An 18,843-nucleotide genomic window follows, 5' to 3' on the forward strand; every position below is an offset into this window, starting at 1 on the left:
CCATCGGGGATGGGACAGGGTTCCGGCGGGCCGGCATTACGGGATGGGGCATTGGGCCGATTGGGGGGTTGGGGGATCCCCGGCTCGACGCCCTGATCTCACTCCGCGCACCTGGTTCAACCCGGCGGCCGGGCAGAGCCCTGGTCCGGCGGCCGGCGAGTCATCACGCTCGTGGGACCGGGGCTCAAGCTAGCAGCACACCCGGGTAGGGCAACCACAATTCCCTACAGGTATGAGCCGGATGGGGTCCCCCAGTCAGCTGAACGGGTGGGTCCGGTCGCGCGGTACGTGTCCGGCCAGGCGGTCCAACGCAGGTCGCCACCTGCCGGTCCGGGGCCGGACAGCAGTACGGCCGGTGCCTGGACCTGGGATTTCCCCGAGATCGCGGCACCGGCCGTGGGTACTGCGGGAGGTCGACCGGAAGGGTTGGTTTGAAACCCCGACGGTGGAGTTCAGTGCTGGACCCCAGTACTGAACCTCAGTGGTGGACGTCGTAGTCGTGGCTGTTCTCGTAGCTGGAGTCGTTGTGCGAGGCGACCTGGTCGTGGCTGTCGCTGTGCGAGCTGTCCTCGTAGTTGGTGCGCGTGCTGTCGTCGTGCTCGCTCTGGTCGGCGTGCTGGGCCGCGTCGCCGTGGCTGCCGGCGGCGTTGACCGAGGTCTCGCCGGAGCCGGAGTTGTGCACGTTGGTCTCGGTGTCGCTCTCGGTGTTGTGGCCGTGCGCGTCGCCACCGATGGACACCGCGCCGCCGTCGCCGACGTTGGTGTGGCCGAGGTCGGCGGTGGTCGCGTCGCCGGAGCCGAACGCGGTGGTGTTGTCGTCGCCGGTGACCGCGTGGTTGTCGTCGCCGACCACGTTGCCGTCGCCGGTGGTGAGGGTGCTGTCGCGGATGTCGCCGCCGGCGGCCACCGCGCCGTCACCGGAGGCAACCACAGGGTCGTTGTCGATGTGCTGGTCGAAGTCGCCGCCGTGCGTGTCGACCTTCTGGTGCACCGAGTTGTCGATGTCGGTGTTGTGCTCGTCGATGATCTTGTAGTTGTTGGTGATGTAGTGGTTCAGGTACTGCGGTGCGTCGTGGTGCGAGTCGTAGTGCGGCGGCGGCGGGTAGTGCACGTCGGTCGAGGCGAACTTGTGGTCGTAGCTGGCCGACCCGTTGTCCGCGATCAGGCACAGCGCGTCGTGCACGTCGGCCGAGGACAGGTCCTGGAAGCCGTGGTCGGACGCGTAGCCGTCCGGGTCGGCCTGGAACGCGGCCCGGGCGTCCGGGTCCCTGAGCAAGCTGAGAATCCAGTCGAGCAGCGAGGTCGAGGTGGTCATGGTGGTGATCTCCAGCGGGTGAGTGGTGCGGCTTCGGGTGGCGGTGCAGGTGGGATGGGGTAGCGGCGGGGCGGGGCTCGGATGACTGCCGGGTGTCTGCGTGGTGACTGCCGCAAAGTTAGGCCGCCGGGCCGTCGCCGCCATCGGGGATCGGACAGGGTTCCCGATCGGTCCCGATACGGGGTATGGGAGTCTGCGCGTTGGGGGCATTGGGGGATCACTCCCCCGATCCGACTACGGTGCTGGCTGCATATCGGCCGCGGTACCAAGCGCCGAGCAGGCTCGATCCCCCTACTCGTAGGGGATTCACGGCACCGGCCGCGGGGTAAGGGGAACGCGCGATGACCTACCAGCTCGGCATCGATCTGGGCACCACCTACACCGCGGCCGCGATCTGTCGGGCCAACGAGCGGTCGCCCGGCGGCGCCGATGTGGTCACCCTGGGCGCACGGTCGGCGACCGTCGCCTCGGTGATGTACCTGGCCGACGACGGCTCGGTACTGGTCGGTGAAGCGGCCGAGCGGCGTGCGCTGACCGACCCGGACCGGGTGGTCCGCGAGTTCAAGCGCCGGATCGGCGACGAGATCCCGCTGATGATCGCCGGCCGCCCCTTCCAGGCCCACGAGCTCGGCGCGCGCATGATCCGCTGGGTCGTCGACCTGGTCAGTGAGCGCGAGGGCGGCCCGCCCCGGCGGATCGCGGTGACCCACCCGGCGAGCTGGGGCGCGCACAAGAAGGACCTGCTCGGCCGGGCGCTGCGTGACGTCGGCCTGACCGTCACGTTCCTGGCCGAGCCGCAGGCCGCCGCGGTTAGCTACGCCTCCGCCGAGCGGGTCGACGCGGGCAGCACCGTCGCGGTCTACGACCTCGGTGGCGGCACCTTCGACGCCGCCGTGGTGCGCAAGAACAACAACGGCACGTTCGAGCTGCTCGGCCAGCCGGAAGGCATCGAGCGCCTCGGCGGGGTCGACTTCGACGAGGTCGTGTTCGGCCACGTCCGGGACAGCCTCGGCGGTCAGCTCGACTCGCTGGACCCCGAGGACCCGAACGTGCTCAGCGCGGTGGCCCGGCTGCGCCGCGAGTGCGTGGAGGCCAAGGAAGCGCTGTCCAGCGACACCGAGGCGACCATCCCGGTCCTGCTGCCCGAGCTGCGTACCCAGACCCGGTTGGTCCGCTCCGAGTTCGAGGCGATGATCCGGCCCGCGCTGGAGGAGACGATCGTGGCGCTGCGCCGCGCGGTCAGCTCCGCCGGTCTGAGCCCGGCCGACCTGAGCGCGGTGCTGCTGGTCGGCGGTTCGTCGCGGATCCCGCTGGTGTCGCAACTGGTGTCCGACGAGCTGGGCCGCCCGGTCGCGGTGGACGCCGACCCGAAGACGGCGATCGCGATGGGCGCCGCCCTGGCGATCTCGCCGCAGCCGCCCGCCGCCCGGCAGGCGCCGCCGGTGCCGGCCCCGATGCAGCAGGCCCGCCCGCCGGCTCCCGGCCCCTCCGCCGGTGCGGCCGCCGGTGTCGCGGGTGCCGGTGCCGCCGCGGGTGCCGCCGCCTACCTGTCCCGCCCGAGCGGCGGGTCCGGCGGATACGGTGGGCCCCCGGGCCCGCCGCCCCGATCGATGGGCGCCGCGCCGCCGCCGCGCCCGGACGCAGGCATCGAGCCGGCCTCGTTCGTCAACCCGCCCCGCCGTGGGCATGGCGGGGCGGACGACGGCTACTACGCGGAACCGGCCAAGCGCAAGCAGACCGGCCTGCTGATCGGCATCGGCGGCGTGCTGGCCATCGCGGCGATCCTGGCCGCGGTGTTCCTCTGGCCGTCCTCGACCGACACCAACTCGACCGGCAACAGCACCGACCTCACCCCGTCGACCGCCGCTACGCCGACCACCACCGAGAAGTCCTCCTCGGGGTCCGGGGTCAGCACGCACGTGAACAAGCCGACCCCCAGGGCGCCCACCCGCACGACGATCAACCAGCCGCCGACCACCCGCGTCGTCCCGCCGCCGGTCACCTCGGACACCACACCCACCTCGAAGACCGAACCGACGACGAAGACGCCGCCGTCCTCCACCAGCAACAGTGGCGGCACTCCCGACCCGGGCACCGGAACCGGTGGTGGGACGCCGAACCAGGGCCAGGGCGGCGGCCAGACCGGCACTGGGGGCCAGACCGGCACCGGCGGCCAGACCGGCACCGGGGGCGGCAGCGCCGCCGCCAGCCCGAGCGCCGGCAACACCGGTCAGAGCGGGTCCGGCGCCGGTCAGCTGGGCAATCCGAACAGCAACAGCCAGGTCGGCAACAACCAGAACAGCAACGGCCAGGTCAACCCGCAGGTGACGGCGTCGAACGCGCCGCCGGCCGCGGGCAACCAGCCACGGCAGGCCGAGTCGGACGAGAACACCGGCGCCGCGCCGACCATCAACCAGCAGCCGTCCTGGGCGCAGAGCGGTGGGGTCGGCCACGCGGTGGCGCAGCCGAATGCCAGTGGTGCAACCGGGGCGGGGCAGCAGGGCGCGGCCAGCCCGAGCTGACCGATGGCGGTGCCGGGAGGCGTTGCGCGACCGATGGCGGCTACCGGTCGGCGAACGCATCGAAACGCCGACCGAGTTTGCGCATTTCCCCGGCGAGACCAGTCAGCCGCCGCGTAAGTGGGTTGAACGGAGCTATCGGTTGCCGCGCCGGACCGATTTCGCCCACGATGAGCACTTCGCCGCACTGGAGCAGCCGGTCGCGCTGGTCTCGGACGTTAGGGAGTTCTTCCGTCCGGTGCGTTTCCCCACCTGGGAGATTGACACGCATAACTACGCCGCATCGAAATCGCCGCCGTCTCGTTACCACTTCAGAGTGACCGGGGTCGGCGTGGAACGGGAGCCCCCGCCCGGCCCCGGTCACCACCAGCTCCATTCAGTGAACGTCTCCTCACCTACTTGAGGCTTCGGCTGCTGAGCACCCGCGATCCGGATGCGGCCTGCTCAGTACGGGCCCGCTTAACGCCCCGATGGGGTATCAATCCCGGTCACCCACAACTGTGAATACGCCGGTTGTGATTCATTCCCGGTGCTCGGAACGGTTTGTCAATCTCATTGTCAGCCGTGCTCCCCGATCGGCCGATCAGCCGAGGTTCACGCCGCGCGAGAAGGTGTCGCATTGCTTGGGGTCGCCGGTCTGCAGCCCGGTGGTCAGCCATTTCTCCCGCTGAGTCGAGCTCCCGTGGGTGAACTGACTCTGGTTCACCTGTTGGCCGGCGATCTGAGACTGGATGAAGTCGTCGCCGATCCGCTCGGCGGTGTCCAACCCCGCGTTGATGTCGTCCTGGGTGATGTTCTCGATCAGCGGTTTGCCGGACGCGGCGGTGGTCTGGGTCGCATGGTTCGCCCAGACACCCGCGTAGCAGTCCGCTTGAAGTTCGAGGCGAACCGACCCTGATGTCGGCCCCGCGACGTTGCTCCGGACACGGTCGGAGGTGCCGATCAGGTCTTGAACGTGGTGCCCGTACTCGTGGGCCAGTACGTACGCCCTGGCGAACAGCCCGCCCTTGGCTCCGAAGCGGGTCTGCAACTCCTGGTAGAAGCTGAGGTCGATGTACACCTTGCGATCGGCGGGGCAGTAGAACGGCCCGGTGTCCGACGACGCGGCGCCGCACCCGGTCGATACCGACCCGTTGAAGAACCGGGTGTTCGCGGCTACGTACTTCGAACCCGTCCGCGCAAACTGGGTGGTCCAGTAGGACTGGATCGAGTTGATCAGCGCGACGGCCTCGCAGTCGTTGTTGCTGACGGTGTCCCGCCCGGACTGGCACTTCTGTTTGATCGATTCGTTGTCGACCTGCTGCCCGGACTGCACGTCGCTGAACCCACCGGCCTGCGGCAAGCCCTGGGGAAGGCCTTGCGGCAGTCCACCACCCCCACCCAGTTGTGACAGGAGGAAGTAGATCAGCAGACCGACGAGGCTGATTCCGCCGCCACCGGCGGCGACCCGGCCGCCGAGGCCGCCACCACCGCCGCTCGAGCCTCGGAGGTCCTCGACCTGCGAGGTGTCGAGTTCGGCGTCGGGGTTGATGTCCACGGGAGGATCCCACCACAGGTACCGGCGCTGGTCGAGAACCCGGCGCGCGGGTCGCTAGGCTGTCGGGTGGAAGCGTGGCAGAGCGGCCTAATGCACTCGCCTTGAAAGCGAGAGTCCCGAGAGGGTCCGGGGGTTCGAATCCCTCCGCTTCCGCCAACTGACCAGGCACGACAGCGGGGTACACCGATCTTGATGTACCCGCTGCCCGAGCCCTCGTCTCAGTTCTCGTCTCATTTGTGTGTCCGTGGCGGTTTCCCAGAGGTGTGTGCCGATCTGGGTGGCGACGTGGCCGAGGACGTGGCCCGTGACGTGCTGGTAGCGCTGGGCGAGCACCGCGTTGGACCAGCCCATGATCTGCATTGCCGCCCGGTCCGGAACCCCTAGCCCCAGCAGGACCGCCTTCATGAATGCCTTTGGGAGTACGTGCTCGCCCGAAGCGGTAGATAGGGCTACCTTACAAAGAGCACACAGTTGATCCTCTCGGTCGATCTTGCTCGCCGACTTTGCCACCTCCATAGCATGACGGACCACTAGGCTCACCCGGGTGGAAACCGGTGCGGGTGTCGCGGCGGGCGTGGTACTCGCTGGCGGACGCTCGTCACGCATGGGTGTGCCGAAGTCTGGCCTGGAGTGGCACGGCTCAACTCTGCTATATCGCACGGCAGCGCTGGTCGCCCGCACGGTGGGTGGCCCGGTTGTCGTGGTGGGTGCGCCCGGCCAGTTACTTCCGGCGCTGCCGGTCGGGGTCGCGGTCGTGACGGACCCCGTCGAGGGGCTGGGACCCATGCAGGGCATCGCAGCGGGGCTGGCCGCGGTCGCCGACCGCGCCGCGGCGGCATTCGTGTGCTCTACCGACATGCCGTTCCTCCACACCGCCTTCGTCCGGCGCGTGCTGCGGGGTCTGGCTGTCCCCGACGTCGACATGGTGCTGCCGGTGGCGCGTGGTTTCCGACAGCCACTGGCCGCCGGCTACCGGACCGCACTGGCCGGGCTGATCACGGATCTGGTCGCCGAAGGTGATCTGCGTCCGGGCATGCTGTTCAAGCACTGCCGGGTTCTGCAGCTCGACGACGCGGAGCTGCTCGCGGACACCGCTCTGGCCAGGTACGACCCGGACCTGGAGTCCGTGGTGAACATCAACACCCCGCAGGACTACGCACAAGCCCACGGACGCCCGCCGGCGGAGGTCACTGTGCAGTGTTTCGGCGCGCTGGCCGGTGGCGGTCGGCGCGGCGCGCGGTCGATCCGGGCGGCGACGTTGGATGAGGCGGCGAGCGGGGTGGGCCTCGCGTTGGATCGGCATGTGGTGGCCGCGCTGAACGGCGACCAGATCACCCGGGACGGACAGTTGCCGCTGGAGGCCGGGGACAGTGTTGCGTTCATATCCGGGGACGCCGGCGGCTGAGGCCCCGCTGTCCGGCGAGGACAGGCATACAGTCGGGGTGTGACCGCGGGCGGGTATTTCGGCCGGGCGCTGATTGTCGAGGTCAGTGGCCGAGCGGCGACCGCTGCGCCGTTGGCGCTTGAGGAGCGGGTGCTGCGGTCCTACCTCGGCGGGGTGGGCTTGGGCACCTGGCTGATGCACCGTTGCGCACCGGCCGGGGTGGATCCGTTGGCGCCGGCGGCCCCGTTGGCCTTCGTTTTCTCCCCACTTGTCGGCACCCCGTTGACCACCAGCGCGAAGTTCGCCGTGGTGGCCAAGTCGCCGCTGACCGGGCTGCTCACTGACGCACTAGCGTCGAGCCAGTTCGCCATCTCCGGCAAGCTGACCGGGCACGATGCGATCGTGATCCGCGGCCACGCGGATGAGCTCTCGGTGCTGCTGATCGACGCCGACGGGGTGCGCCTAGAACCGGCGACTGAGCTGGCCGGGCTGCCCGCCGCCGACGCGGAGGCCGCAGTCCGAGAACGCTTCGGCCGTGGCTGGCGCACCGCGGCCATCGGCCCCGCTGGGGAGCGGGGCGTGCGCTACGCGACGATCAGCCACGACGGCCGCCACGCCGGCCGTGGCGGGTTGGGCGCGGTACTCGGCGCGAAGAACATCAAGGCCGTGCTGGTGCGAGCCGGCACGAAGGTCGCGGTCGCCGACCCATCGGCTGTCCTGGATGCCGCCCGCGACCTGCGGAAACGCAGCTTTGGCCCGGCGACCGCCAAGTACCGCGAGCTGGGCACGCTGGCGAACCTGCTGGCCTTCAACGCCGTCAGCACCCTTCCCACCCGCAACTTCACCGCCGCCACGTTCGAAGGTGCGCCTCAGTTGGCCGCCGAGGAGCTGCACGAGATGCGCGGGGTCGCCCGCAACAGCTGCGCGTCGTGTTCCATCGGTTGCGAGCACATCTACTCCCGCAAGGGTGGCGGCAGCCAGCGGATGGAGTACGAAAACGTGTTCGCGCTCGGCCCGCTCTGCGGTGTCTCCGACCCGGACGACGTGTTTGCCGCGAGCGCCCGCTGCGACGAGCTGGGCATCGACACCATCTCCGCCGGCGGCACGATCGCCTGGGCGATGGAGTGCGTCGAACGCGGACTGATCGACGAACCGTGGCTGCGCTTCGGCGATGGCGCGGCGCTGCTGCGCGCCCTGAACGCGATCGGGGCGCGTGACCCGGGTCTGGGTGAGTTGCTCGCCCAGGGGTCACGGCAGGCCGCCGGAGTGGTCGGCCACGGTTCCATCGACTTCGCCCCGCAGGTCAAAGGCCTGGAGCTGCCCGGCTACGAACCGCGCAGCCTGCAGTCCATGGCGCTGGGCCTGGCGGTGAACTCCCGTGGAGCCGATCACAACCGCTCCGGTGCGTACGAGGCCGACCTGTCCGGCGAGCTGGACCGCTTCGACGGCGGTTCGGCGCACGTCGCTGCCGCGGTGGGCACCGAAGACCGGGCCGCGGTGATGGACTCGATGATCCTCTGCAAGTTCCTCCGTGGCGTCTTCACCGAACCCTTCACCGAGTGGGCGGCGCTGCTGACCTCGGTGACCGGGTGGGAGGTGGTTGCCGACGAGCTGCGCGAGACCGCACGGCGGATCGTCCGGGCCAAGCGGGCGTTCAACCTGCGTGAAGGTGCGACGGCGGCTGACGACAGCCTGCCGGCCAGGATGTTGGAGACCCCGCTCGCGCTGGAGTCAGGCCGAATGGCCACACTCACCGCCGAGCGCCTGCAGTCGATGGTCGATGGTTATTACGCGGCACGCGGCCTGGACCAGGCCGGACGGGTCGTTCCCGCGGACCTGGCGGACCTGCTGCTCGACGCCTGACGCACATCGAGACGCAAGGTCGGGCTCGTTGAACTAGGGTTGTCTGGGTCACAGTGCTCGACCACAGGGACCCCAGATGGCGGCTTCGCGGACCCGAGTTCGCCCCTCCGCGCTGGAATCCACCGCGATCGGGCTCCGACTCAGAGAGCCTTGCATACTGTATTCAGCTAAGGTTGCCTGGGTCACACAATCTGCAAGGCGGAGGTCGATATGACGGCTGTCCAGGAGCCGGCCACCTCGGTCCGCACCGTCACGGCCGAGATTGACGGCCAGTCGGTGACGGTGCCGGAGGGCACGACGATCTACGACGCAGCGAAGCAGGTCGGCGTCGACATCCCGGTGCTGTGCCACAACGAGCGCTACGACCCGGTCGGGGTGTGCCGGTTGTGCGTGGTCGACACCGGAGGTCGAGTCTTCGCGGCGTCGTGCGTGCGTCCGTGCGAAGACGGCATGGAGATCAAGACCTCGACGCCGGAGTTGGAACGCAACCGGGCGACCCTCACCGAGCTGCTGGTCGCTGACCAGCCGCCTCGGGAGCAGGACCCGAAGCAGACCACCACCGGCGACAACTTGCTGCTCGCGCTGGCTGACCAGTTCGGCGTCGCCCGCGAGACCACCGAGTTGCCGTGCGGCTCCGGCCGGGGCCACGACTCGTCCAACCCGGTCATCGACGTCGATCATGACGCGTGCATCCTCTGCGACCGGTGCGTGCGGGCGTGCGACGACATCCAGGGCAATGACGTCATCGGCCGGTCCGGCAAGGGCTACTCGACCAGGATCGCCTTCGACTTCAACGATCCGATGGGCGCCAGTTCCTGTGTCACCTGCGGTGAGTGCGTGCAGGCCTGCCCGACCGGCGCCTTGACGAACAAGTCGATTCGCAACATTCCGATCCGCCCCCGCGAGGAGCTCGACGCGGTCGACAGCGTGTGCCCCTACTGCGGGGTGGGCTGTGCGCTCACCTACTACGTGGACCGCGAGCGCGGGGCGATCTCCTTCGCCGAAGGCCGCGACCAGCCCGGCTCGCAGAGCCGGTTGTGCGTCAAGGGCCGCTACGGCTGGGATTACTCCGCCTCCCCGCAGCGGCTCACCGTGCCACTCATCCGTGTCGACGCCGCCTACCCCAAGGGCCCGCTGTCGGCGGACGTGCGCGGCGATGGCCGGGGCGGCACTCACAACGATCGAGGCCGAGGCAGCGGGAGCGGCAACCGCAGTGGCGGTGGGCGCCCCGAGAAGCGACCGGACGGCAGGCCGGGCAAGGACCGCGGCCGCAAACCCGGCGGGCTGGTCGACTACGACGAGGTGATGCCGCACTTCCGGGAGGCCACCTGGGACGAGGCCCTCGACCTGATCGCGCGCCGGCTCACCGAAGTGCACGCGGCGGGTGGTCCAGGCGCGATCGCCGGCTTCGGCTCCGCCAAGTGCTCCAACGAGGAGGCGTACCTCTTCCAGAAGCTCATCCGCACCGGCTTCGGCACCAACAACGTCGATCACTGCACCCGGCTCTGCCACGCCTCGTCGGTGGCCGCGCTGTTCGAGGGCGTCGGATCAGGCGCGGTGTCCACCACGTACGGCGACGTCGCCAACGCCGACGTCGTGATCATCGCCGGCTCCAACCCTACGGCCAACCACCCGGTGGCCAGCTCGTTCTTCAAGCAGGCCCGCCGGCGCGGCACGAAGATCGTCTATGTGGATCCGAGGGCGTCGACGGTCTCCGAGCACGCCGACATCTTTGTCCAGCTCAAGCCCGGTACCGATGTCGCGTTCTACAACTCGATCATGCATGAGGTGATCCGGCTCGGGCTGATCGACCGGGAGTTCATCGCGAACCGCACGTCGAACTACGACGAGCTCGCCCGAACCGTGGCGGACTATCCGCCGGAGCGGGCCGCGCAGATCACCGGGGTGGACGCCGATCAGATCCGCGAGGTCGCGAAGCTCTGGGGCGAGGCGGGCGCCGCGGTCGTGTATTGGGGCATGGGGATCTCCCAGCACACCACCGGCACTGACAACGCCCGTTGCCTCATCGCGCTCTGCTCGATAACCGGACAGGTCGGGCGCCCCGGCACCGGCCTGCACCCCCTGCGCGGGCAGAACAACGTGCAGGGGGCCTCGGACGCCGGGCTGATCCCGATGTTCTACCCCGACTATCAGGGCGTTGACCGGGACGCTACCCAGCGGCTCTTTGAGCAGGCCTGGGGCACCCCGCTCAACCCGAACCGAGGACTGACCGTCACCGAGATCATCAAATCGGTGCTGCAGCCCGACGGCGTGCGCGGGATGTACATGCTCGGGGAGAACCCGTTCCTGTCCGACCCGAACATCAACAAGGTGCGCAAGGCGCTCGCCACGCTGGACTTCCTGGTGGTCCAGGACATCTTCCTGACCGAGACCGCCGAGTTCGCCGACGTGATCTTGCCGGCCACCTCCTACCTGGAGAAGGACGGCACCTACACCAACACGGACCGCCGGGTGCAGCTCGGGCGCAAGGTGATGGATCCGCCCGGTCAGGCGCGGCCGGACTGGCAGATCGTGCAGGAAATCGCGCGGCGGATCGGGCTGGACTGGAACTACGGCAAGCCGAGCGAGGTGTTCGACGAGATGGTGGCGCTCATGCCGTCGTACCGAAACCTCACCTACGACAACCTGGGACTGTCCGGGAAGCTCTACCCGAACGCGGATCCCGAGCACACCGACGGCACGATCGTCATGTTCGACGAGAAGTTCAACACCGACGACGGTCTCGCGCATTTGGTGCCGGCGCAGTGGCTGCCGCCCCGGGAGCTGCCGGACGCCGAGTACCCGCTGGTGCTCAACACCGGGCGGTTGCTGGAGCACTGGCACACCGGCTCGATGACCAGGCGATCGTTCGCGCTCGACGCGATCTCGCCGGTCGCCGAGGTGTACATGCACCCGAAGGACGCCGCCGACCGCGGCCTCGCCCACGGCGAGATGGTGCGCGCCCGCTCCCGGCGCGGGTCGATCGAACTGCAGGTACGGATCAGCCACCGGGAGCAGCTGGGCAACTGCTTCATCCCGTTCCACTTCCGGGAGGCGGCGGCCAACCTGCTGACCATCGACGAGGTCGACCCGTTCGGGAAGATCCCGGAGTTCAAGTTCTGCGCCCTGCAGGTGGAACCGCTGGGCATGGCGTACGCGGGAACCGCATCGACGCAAGGGGCAGGGGTATGACCGAGGTGTCCGACCGCGCGGCCGAGGTCCGGTCACGGTGGGTGCCGGGCGTGGAGGCACGGGCTGGGAAATTCCCCGGACCGTCCCTGATCCCGGCACTCAACGCGATCCAGGCCCGGTTGGGTTGGCTGCCCCGCGAGGAGCTCGAGGAGCTGTCTCGGGATACGCGCCGTCCCCGGTACGAGATCGAGGGGCTGATCTCGTTCTACCCGCACTTCCGCACGACGCCGCCGACGAAGGTGGCCCTGCACGTGTGCCACGACCTGTCCTGCTGGCTTCGCTCCGGCGAGGAGCGGCTCGCTGAGCTGCGCGAACGTTACGGCGCGGACACCGACGTCGAGTTGGTCGAGGTGTCCTGCCTGGGCCGATGTGACAGCGCGCCGGCTGCGGCGGTGAACGAGTACCCGGTCGCGGCCTCCGACGTCGATGCCCTGGTGGCCGCCGCTCGGGACAGCGGAGTGGGCCACGCCGAACCCACTTCCTCGGGACGCACCGAGCCCTGGCCGAACGACCCCTACCCGTCCGGCTCCGGTGTGGGTGAGCGGTATGCGTCTCTGCGGGCGCTGCTGAGCGGTGAGCTGACCGCCGACGGGGTGGTGGCCACGCTCAAGGACTCCGGGCTGCGCGGGATGGGCGGCGCCGGATTCCCCACCGGGCAGAAGTGGGGCCTGGTCCGCGACGCGGAACCGGGCAGCGTGAAGTACGCGGTCTGCAACGCCGACGAGTCCGAGCCGGGCACATTCAAGGACCGGCAGATCCTGGCCGACCAGCCGCATCTGGTGTTGGAGGGGTTGCTGCTCGGTATGGCGGTGGTCGGGGCCGAGCAGGGCTGGGTGTTCATCCGGCACGAGTACGGGCCCGAGGAGCACGTGCTGCGCGCGGAGATTGGCGCGCTGCGTGCGGCCGGGGTGATCGGCTCGAATGCCTGCGGCAGCGGACGGCGCCTGGAGCTGGAGATCTTCGTCTCGCCCGGTGGCTACATCCTCGGTGAGGAAACCGCGCTTCTGGAGTGCATGGAGGGCCACCGGGGCGAACCGCGCAACAAGCCGCCGTTCCCCGGCAACTACGGGTTGCACGGCCGGCCGACGCTGATGAACTCGGTGGAGACCTTCGCCGATGTGCCGGTGATCCTGCAGCGCGGCGCCGACTGGTGGGGCCAACAGGGTCTGGGCGAGTCCGTCGGCTGGAAGTTCTTCGCCGTGTCAGGGCACGTGCAGAACCCCGGGGTGTACTGCGTGCCGATGGGCACCACCGTGCGATCCCTGATCGACCTCGCCGGCGGCGTCCGCGACGGAGGCCAGGTCGGCGCCGTACAGCCCGGCGGAGCATCGTCCAACTTCATCGGACCCGACCAACTCGACCTGCAGCTGGACTTCGGCACGCTCGCCAAGGGCGGCACCATGCTGGGCTCCGGCGCGATGGTGGTGCTCGCCGAAGGGACCGACCTGCTGGCCGCGTCGACGAACGTGCTGCGGTTCTTCCGCAATGAGTCGTGTGGCAAGTGCGTGCCGTGCCGGGTCGGCTCCACCAAGGCGCACGAGCTGCTCAGCGGCGTGCTGGACTCGGGAACCTCCGCGCTGGACGAGGCGCAACGCGGCCGGATCCTGCAGCTGGAGGAGGCCATGCGCAAGACCTCCATCTGCGGGCTCGGCCAGGTCGCGTTGGGACCGGTCGTGTCGGTATTGGGCCTGGACAAGGGCGGGGCGGCGGCCCGCGAGCAGCCCAAGCCGCAGGGCCAGCAGGAGCAGCCGCCACGGTGACTGGGCGGGAGTTCTTCACCGCCCGCACCGTCGCCGAGGCCCTTGCGGGCTTCCAGCCCGCCTACCGGACGCCGGTGCAGACAGTGGCGCTGGCAGACGCGCTGCACCGGGTTCCCGCAGGTGAAGTCCGCGCGCTGTCCCCACTGCCGGGATTCGCGCGGTCGACGGTCGACGGATTCGCCGTTCGGGCCGCGGACACCTACGGCGCCTCGGACGGGCTGCCCTCCTACTTGGACCTACTCGGGGCGGTGCTGATGGGGGCGGCGCCAACGGTCGCGGTCCGGCCGGGAGGTTGCGTGGCGATGCCGACCGGCGGGGTGCTTCCCGAGGGCGCTGACGCCGTGGTGATGGTCGAGTTCACCGCCGAAACGATGCCAGGCACGATCGAGGTCACCCGGCCGGTCGCGCCCGGTGGCGGACTGGTGCGCGCGGACGAGGACGTCGCCGCCGGAGGTGAGCTGGTTCCGGCCGGGCGACCCCTGCGGGCCCCTGACCTCGGGCTCCTTGCCGCCGCCGGGGTCACCACCGTCGAGGTGCACGCCCGGCCCCGAGTGGCGATCCTCTCCACTGGTGATGAGGTGGTGCCGCCGGACACCGCCGAGTTGGCGCCGGGGCAGGTGCGCGATGCGACCGCGTCGGCCTTGGCCGGGTTGGTCATCGACGCCGGCGGCGAACCCGTGATCGCCGGCATCGTCGGTGACGAACCCGGAGCACTAAAGAAAAGGCTGTCCGAGGTCCTGCCGCAGGCCGATCTGGTCGTCGTGTCGGCCGGGTCGTCGGTAGGGGCGCGGGACGAAACCGCCGACGCGGTGGCCGCGGTGGGTGAGGTCTGGTGTCACGGGCTGGCCATCAAACCTGGCAAGCCCACGCTGCTGGCCGAGTGCGGAGGCACCCCACTGATCGGACTGCCGGGCAATCCGCTGTCCGCTCTGGTGGTGTTCGGCCAAGTGGGAGTGCCGCTGTTGTGGCGAATCGCCGGCTGCGAGACCGCGCCGCCGCAACCGTCCCGCCGTGCCCGGTTGTCCCGTGACCTCGCCTCGGCGGCCGGTCGGCTCGACATCGTGCAGGTGCGAATTCGGGAGGGGGTCGCTGAGCCGCTGTTCGGCCCGTCGGCGCTGCTGTCGGTGCTGACCCGGGCCGACGGGTATCTCGTCGTCCCCGAGCCAGCGACCGGCCTGGACGCCGGCACCGACGTCGAGGTCACCCTCTACCGATGAGCCGTCACCGCGTGGCTACCGTCGGGAGAATGAGCGCTGAGAGCCCGTTCATCTCCGACCTACCCGCGGCCCAGGCGCTGGAGGCCTGGCGGGACGCGCGAGCCGCGGCGGGATGCCCCGCGCGGATGGAAGCGGTCCGGGTGCCCGTCGCCGCTGCGGTGGGTCGGGTCACCGCGGAACCGGTCTGGGCGCAGCGCTCCTCACCCGCCTTCGACTCCTCGGCGATGGACGGGATCGCGGTGCGAGCGGTCGACACGATCGGCGCGGCTGAAACCACCCCGGTACTGCTGTGCGCCGGGGATTACGAGGTGGTCGACACCGGCGACCCGCTGCCGGCCGGGTACGACGCCGTGGTCATGCGCGAGCACGTGCACCGCACCGAGGACGGGTCGGCTGAGCTGCGCGCCGCGGTCGCGCCGTACCAGCACGTCCGGTCGATCGGGGAGGACATCAGCGCGGCGGAGTTGCTGCTGCCCGAGGGCCATCGCCTGCGCCCGGTTGACGTCGCCGCCTGCGCCGCCGCCGGAGCGGTCGAGCTCGGTGTCCGCCGGGCGCCGGTGGTAGTGATCGTGCCGACCGGGGACGAGATCCGCCCGATCGGCAGCGAGCTGGCTCCCGGGGACATCCTCGACACCAACTCGCTGATGCTGGCGGCGCAGGCTCGCGAGGTGGGTTGCGAAGCCCGGGTCACGGAGATCATCAGCGACGACCCGGCCGCCATCGCCGCCGCGCTGCGTAGCGCCGCCGCTGAGGCGGATCTAGTCATCCTCATCGCCGGCTCCAGCGCCGGGCGCGATGATTACACCGCGCGCGTCGTCGCCGAGGCGGGCACGCTCGCCGTGCACGGCGTCGCGGTGCGCCCTGGCCATCCTGTGGTGCTCGGCACCGTCGACGGCGACCCGTCCACTCCGGTTCTCGGCGCACCCGGTTACCCGGTCTCCGCCGCGCTCACGTTCGACATCTTCGCTGCCCCGATGCTCGCCGACCTGGAAGGTGCCGCCCCGAGGGAGCGCCCGTCGACGACGGCGCGGCTGGCGCGGAAGTTGCCGTCGGCGATCGGGATGGACGACTGGGTGCGGGTCCGGCTCGGCCGGGTAGGCGGTGAGGTCGTGGCCACGCCGCTGCCCCGGGGCGCCGGCGTGCTCACGTCGCTGGTGCGCGCGGACGGGCTGCTGATGGTGCCGGCCGGGTTGGAGGGGCACCACGCCGGCGCGCAGGTACGGGTGGAGCTGCTGCGTGGGCTCGCTGAGATCGGTCGCACGATCGTCGCTATCGGCTCGCACGACCTGGTGCTCGACTTGGCCGCCTCCCGGCTGCGCGCAACCGACCCGTTGATCACCCTGGCCTCGTCCAATGTCGGGTCGCTCGGTGGGCTGGTGGCCCTGCGCGACGGGCTGTGCCACATCGCCGGGTCACACCTGCTCGACCCCGCAACTGGGCAGTACACGCTGCCCTACGTCGACAAGCTGGTCGGTGCCGATTCCAACGTGGCCGTCGTCCGGCTGGTGCACCGCGACCAGGGGCTCATCGTCGCCCCCGGAAACCCGCTCGGGTTGACCGGTGTCGACGATCTCACCCGGGCCGGGCTGCGGTATGTCAACCGCCAGCGCGGAGCCGGCACCCGGGCCCTGCTCGATCACGAAATGGCCACCCGCGGCATCGATCCCCAGCAAGTGTCCGGATACTCCCGCGAGGAGCACACCCACCTCGCGGTCGCCGCTGCGGTCGCGGCCGGGCGCGTGGACACCGGGATGGGCATCCTGGCCGCCGCGCGGGCGTTCGGGTTGGATTTCGTGCCCGTCGCCCAAGAGCCCTACGACCTGGTGCTGCGCAGTGCAGGGTTGAGCGAGGCGCTTCTCGCGCCCCTATGGGAGCTGCTGGAACGCGCCGACTTTCGGGCCGAGGTCGAAGCGCTCGGCGGTTACTCCTGCGCCGAAACCGGCCGCCGGATCCGCTGAGGACCTGGATCCGTCCCCGGCTCGCGACACACCAGCCACACTCATGCCGCCGGCGTAGCTGAAGAACTCGACGGGGCCGACGCGGCAAGTTGACGGTAGCCATTCCCGACCACCCACGGCTGCGTCCCCAACACCCCACCGAACGGCCCGCAGCTCGACGACCCGCACCTCCGAACTCACTCCGGCACGCTCGCGGGACCTGCTAGCTGCAGCCGGGCAACTGGCGCGCGGGCACTACTTTCAGTGTTTCCTCCGGTGGGGTGGTCGTGCGGCCCAGGCTGGCTCCGTTCGGACCGCACGACCACCATATATCTTATTTAGCCCAGTTCTTCGACAGCCTTGGCGACGCCTTTACCGTAGGCAGGGTCGGCCTTGGCGCAGTGGCCGATCCAGCGTTGCTGGATCTCCTGAGGGACGCCCCGCATAGCACGGGCGGTGTTATCGAACAACACTTGCTGTTGTTCCGCGGTCATCTTCCGGAAAAGATTCCCGGGCTGGCTGTAGTAGTCGTCGTCATCTTCGCGGAAGTTCCAGTGATCCGCGACATTGCCAATGGACTCCGGTGGGTTACGGTAGGCGGCCTGCTCCTGCCACTCGCCGTAACTGTTGGGCTCGTAGTGCAGAGTGCTGCCGTAGTTGCCGTCGACGCGCATCGCGCCATCTCGATGGTAACTGTGGACAGGACATTTCGGGGAATTGACCGGAATCTGATGATGGTTGACGCCGACCCGATAACGCTGTGCGTCCCCGTAGGAGAACAGTCGTCCTTGCAGCATCTTGTCCGGCGAGAAGCTGATACCGGGCACGACCTGTGCGGGGTTGAACCCCGCTTGCTCGACATCGGCGAAGTAGTTGTCCGGGTTGCGGTTGAGTTCCCACTCGCCGACCTCGATGAGCGGGTAGTCGCCCTTCGGCCAGATCTTCGTCAGGTCGAACGGGTGGTAGGGCACCTTGGCGGCGTCCGCTTCCGGCATGATCTGGACGCACAGCTTCCAGCGGGGGAAGTCACCGCGCTCGATCGCCTCGTAGAGGTCACGCTGGTTGCTCTCGCGGTCGTCGGCGATGACCGCGGCCGCCTCGGCGTCGGTGAGGTTCTTGACACCCTGCTGTACGCGGTGGTGGAACTTGACCCAGAAACGTTCGCCCTCGGCATTGATGAAGCTGAAGGTGTGGGATCCGAATCCGTGCATGTTACGAAACGAGGCCGGAATTCCCCGATCGCTCATGATGATCGTGACCTGGTGCAGCGATTCCGGCAGCGAGCTCCAGAAGTCCCAGTTGTTCTTCGGGCTCCGCAGATTGGTACGGGGGTCCCGCTTGACCGCGTGGTTGAGGTCGGTGAACTTGAGTGGGTCGCGGAAGAAGAAGACGGGAGTGTTGTTCCCGACAAGATCCCAGTTTCCCTCTTCGGTGTAGAACTTCAGCGCGAATCCGCGGATATCGCGCTCTGCCTCGGCGGCGCCGCGTTCCCCGGCGACGGTCGAGAACCGGGCGAACATCTCGGTCTTCTTGCCGACCTCGGAGAAGATTTTCGCCTTGGTGTATCGGGTGATGTCGTTCGTGACGGTGAAGGTACCGAACGCGCCGGAGCCCTTGGCGTGCATTCGCCGTTCGGGGATGACCTCCCGGTCGAAATGGGCCAGCTTCTCCAGGAACCAGACGTCCTGCAACAGCATGGGTCCGCGTGGTCCCGCGGTCTGGACGTTCTGGTTGTCCGGCACGGGTGCACCCGCGGCCGTAGTGAGTTTCCCAGAATTCCCGTTTTCTTCAGTCATCCCTTTTCCTTTAATCTCGTTGCAAGGCTACCGACAATCCGTGCAGTAGCCCCAAAATGGAGCTCCACCTCATCAATGGTGAAGCCATCGGTATTGCCAGATGACGCAGCCCGCATCGCTATCGCGTTGCGGTTCCGGCAAAGGTGGAGAACCTGATCACCGACTCTGTCGTGACGCCCGGCCGGAACACCGCGGCTTGGTGTAGGCGCTGACATCGCTGGTCGCCTCGAACCGAAGGCCACTGCCCTCGGCGTGCGGCTGGCGATCGCCGCGAGAGGGGTGCCGCCATGCCCGGTCGGGCGCTTTGCGTAGCCGATCGCGTG

10 protein-coding genes and 1 tRNA gene are annotated in these 18,843 nt (G+C 69.2%); 8 read left to right on the plus strand and 3 right to left on the minus strand.

All coding sequences use genetic code 11. The features are described 5' to 3' along the window. Nucleotides 1–478: 478 nt before the first annotated feature. Entirely contained in the window at nt 479–1,315 is an 837-nt protein-coding gene (locus tag ACTXG6_RS05735; protein ID WP_445186714.1) for an IniB N-terminal domain-containing protein, read from the minus strand. A 341-nt stretch (nt 1,316–1,656) separates the two neighbouring features. Here ACTXG6_RS05735 and ACTXG6_RS05740 point away from each other — a divergent pair, with 341 nt between their 5' ends. Beyond that, a complete protein-coding gene (locus ACTXG6_RS05740; protein WP_445186715.1) occupies nt 1,657–3,837 on the plus strand; it encodes an Hsp70 family protein in 2,181 nt (726 codons plus the stop codon). Nucleotides 3,838–4,417: 580 nt separating this feature from the next. Here ACTXG6_RS05740 and ypfJ read toward each other — a convergent pair. Continuing rightward, a complete protein-coding gene (gene ypfJ / locus ACTXG6_RS05745) occupies nt 4,418–5,371 on the minus strand; it encodes a KPN_02809 family neutral zinc metallopeptidase (protein ID WP_445186716.1) in 954 nt (317 codons plus the stop codon). 68 nt (nt 5,372–5,439) lie between these two features. Between ypfJ and ACTXG6_RS05750 the strand changes: the two genes are divergently transcribed. The 7 genes from ACTXG6_RS05750 (at nt 5,440) to ACTXG6_RS05780 (ending at nt 16,745) form a co-directional block, all read left to right on the plus strand. Continuing rightward, a tRNA-Ser gene (locus tag ACTXG6_RS05750) sits at nt 5,440–5,527 on the plus strand. 418 nt (nt 5,528–5,945) lie between these two features. After that, a complete protein-coding gene (gene mobA, locus ACTXG6_RS05755) occupies nt 5,946–6,776 on the plus strand; it encodes a molybdenum cofactor guanylyltransferase (protein ID WP_445189927.1) in 831 nt (276 codons plus the stop codon). 39 nt (nt 6,777–6,815) lie between these two features. Beyond that, nucleotides 6,816–8,618, plus strand: a complete 1,803-nt coding sequence (locus ACTXG6_RS05760; RefSeq protein ID WP_445186717.1) for an aldehyde ferredoxin oxidoreductase family protein — start codon at nt 6,816–6,818, stop codon at nt 8,616–8,618. Between the two features lie 210 nt (nt 8,619–8,828). Then, a complete protein-coding gene (gene fdhF, locus ACTXG6_RS05765; RefSeq protein WP_445186718.1) occupies nt 8,829–11,810 on the plus strand; it encodes a formate dehydrogenase subunit alpha in 2,982 nt (993 codons plus the stop codon). Next, nucleotides 11,807–13,570, plus strand: a complete 1,764-nt coding sequence (locus ACTXG6_RS05770; protein ID WP_445186719.1) for an NAD(P)H-dependent oxidoreductase subunit E — start codon at nt 11,807–11,809, stop codon at nt 13,568–13,570. Before fdhF ends, ACTXG6_RS05770 begins: the two co-directional genes overlap by 4 nt. After that, complete coding sequence (locus tag ACTXG6_RS05775; RefSeq protein ID WP_445186720.1) at nt 13,567–14,787, plus strand: molybdopterin molybdotransferase MoeA; 1,221 nt, start codon at nt 13,567–13,569, stop codon at nt 14,785–14,787. The genes ACTXG6_RS05770 and ACTXG6_RS05775 overlap by 4 nt, the downstream gene beginning before the upstream one ends. A gap of 29 nt (nt 14,788–14,816) precedes the next feature. Further along, on the plus strand, nt 14,817–16,745 hold the full coding sequence (locus ACTXG6_RS05780; RefSeq protein ID WP_445186721.1) for a molybdopterin biosynthesis protein: 1,929 nt from the start codon (nt 14,817–14,819) through the stop codon (nt 16,743–16,745). A gap of 317 nt (nt 16,746–17,062) precedes the next feature. Here ACTXG6_RS05780 and ACTXG6_RS05785 read toward each other — a convergent pair whose 3' ends face one another. After that, entirely contained in the window at nt 17,063–18,520 is a 1,458-nt protein-coding gene (locus tag ACTXG6_RS05785) for a catalase (RefSeq protein ID WP_445186722.1), read from the minus strand. Nucleotides 18,521–18,843: the final 323 nt, after the last annotated feature.

This window comes from Pseudonocardia sp. Cha107L01, from assembly GCF_052566575.1.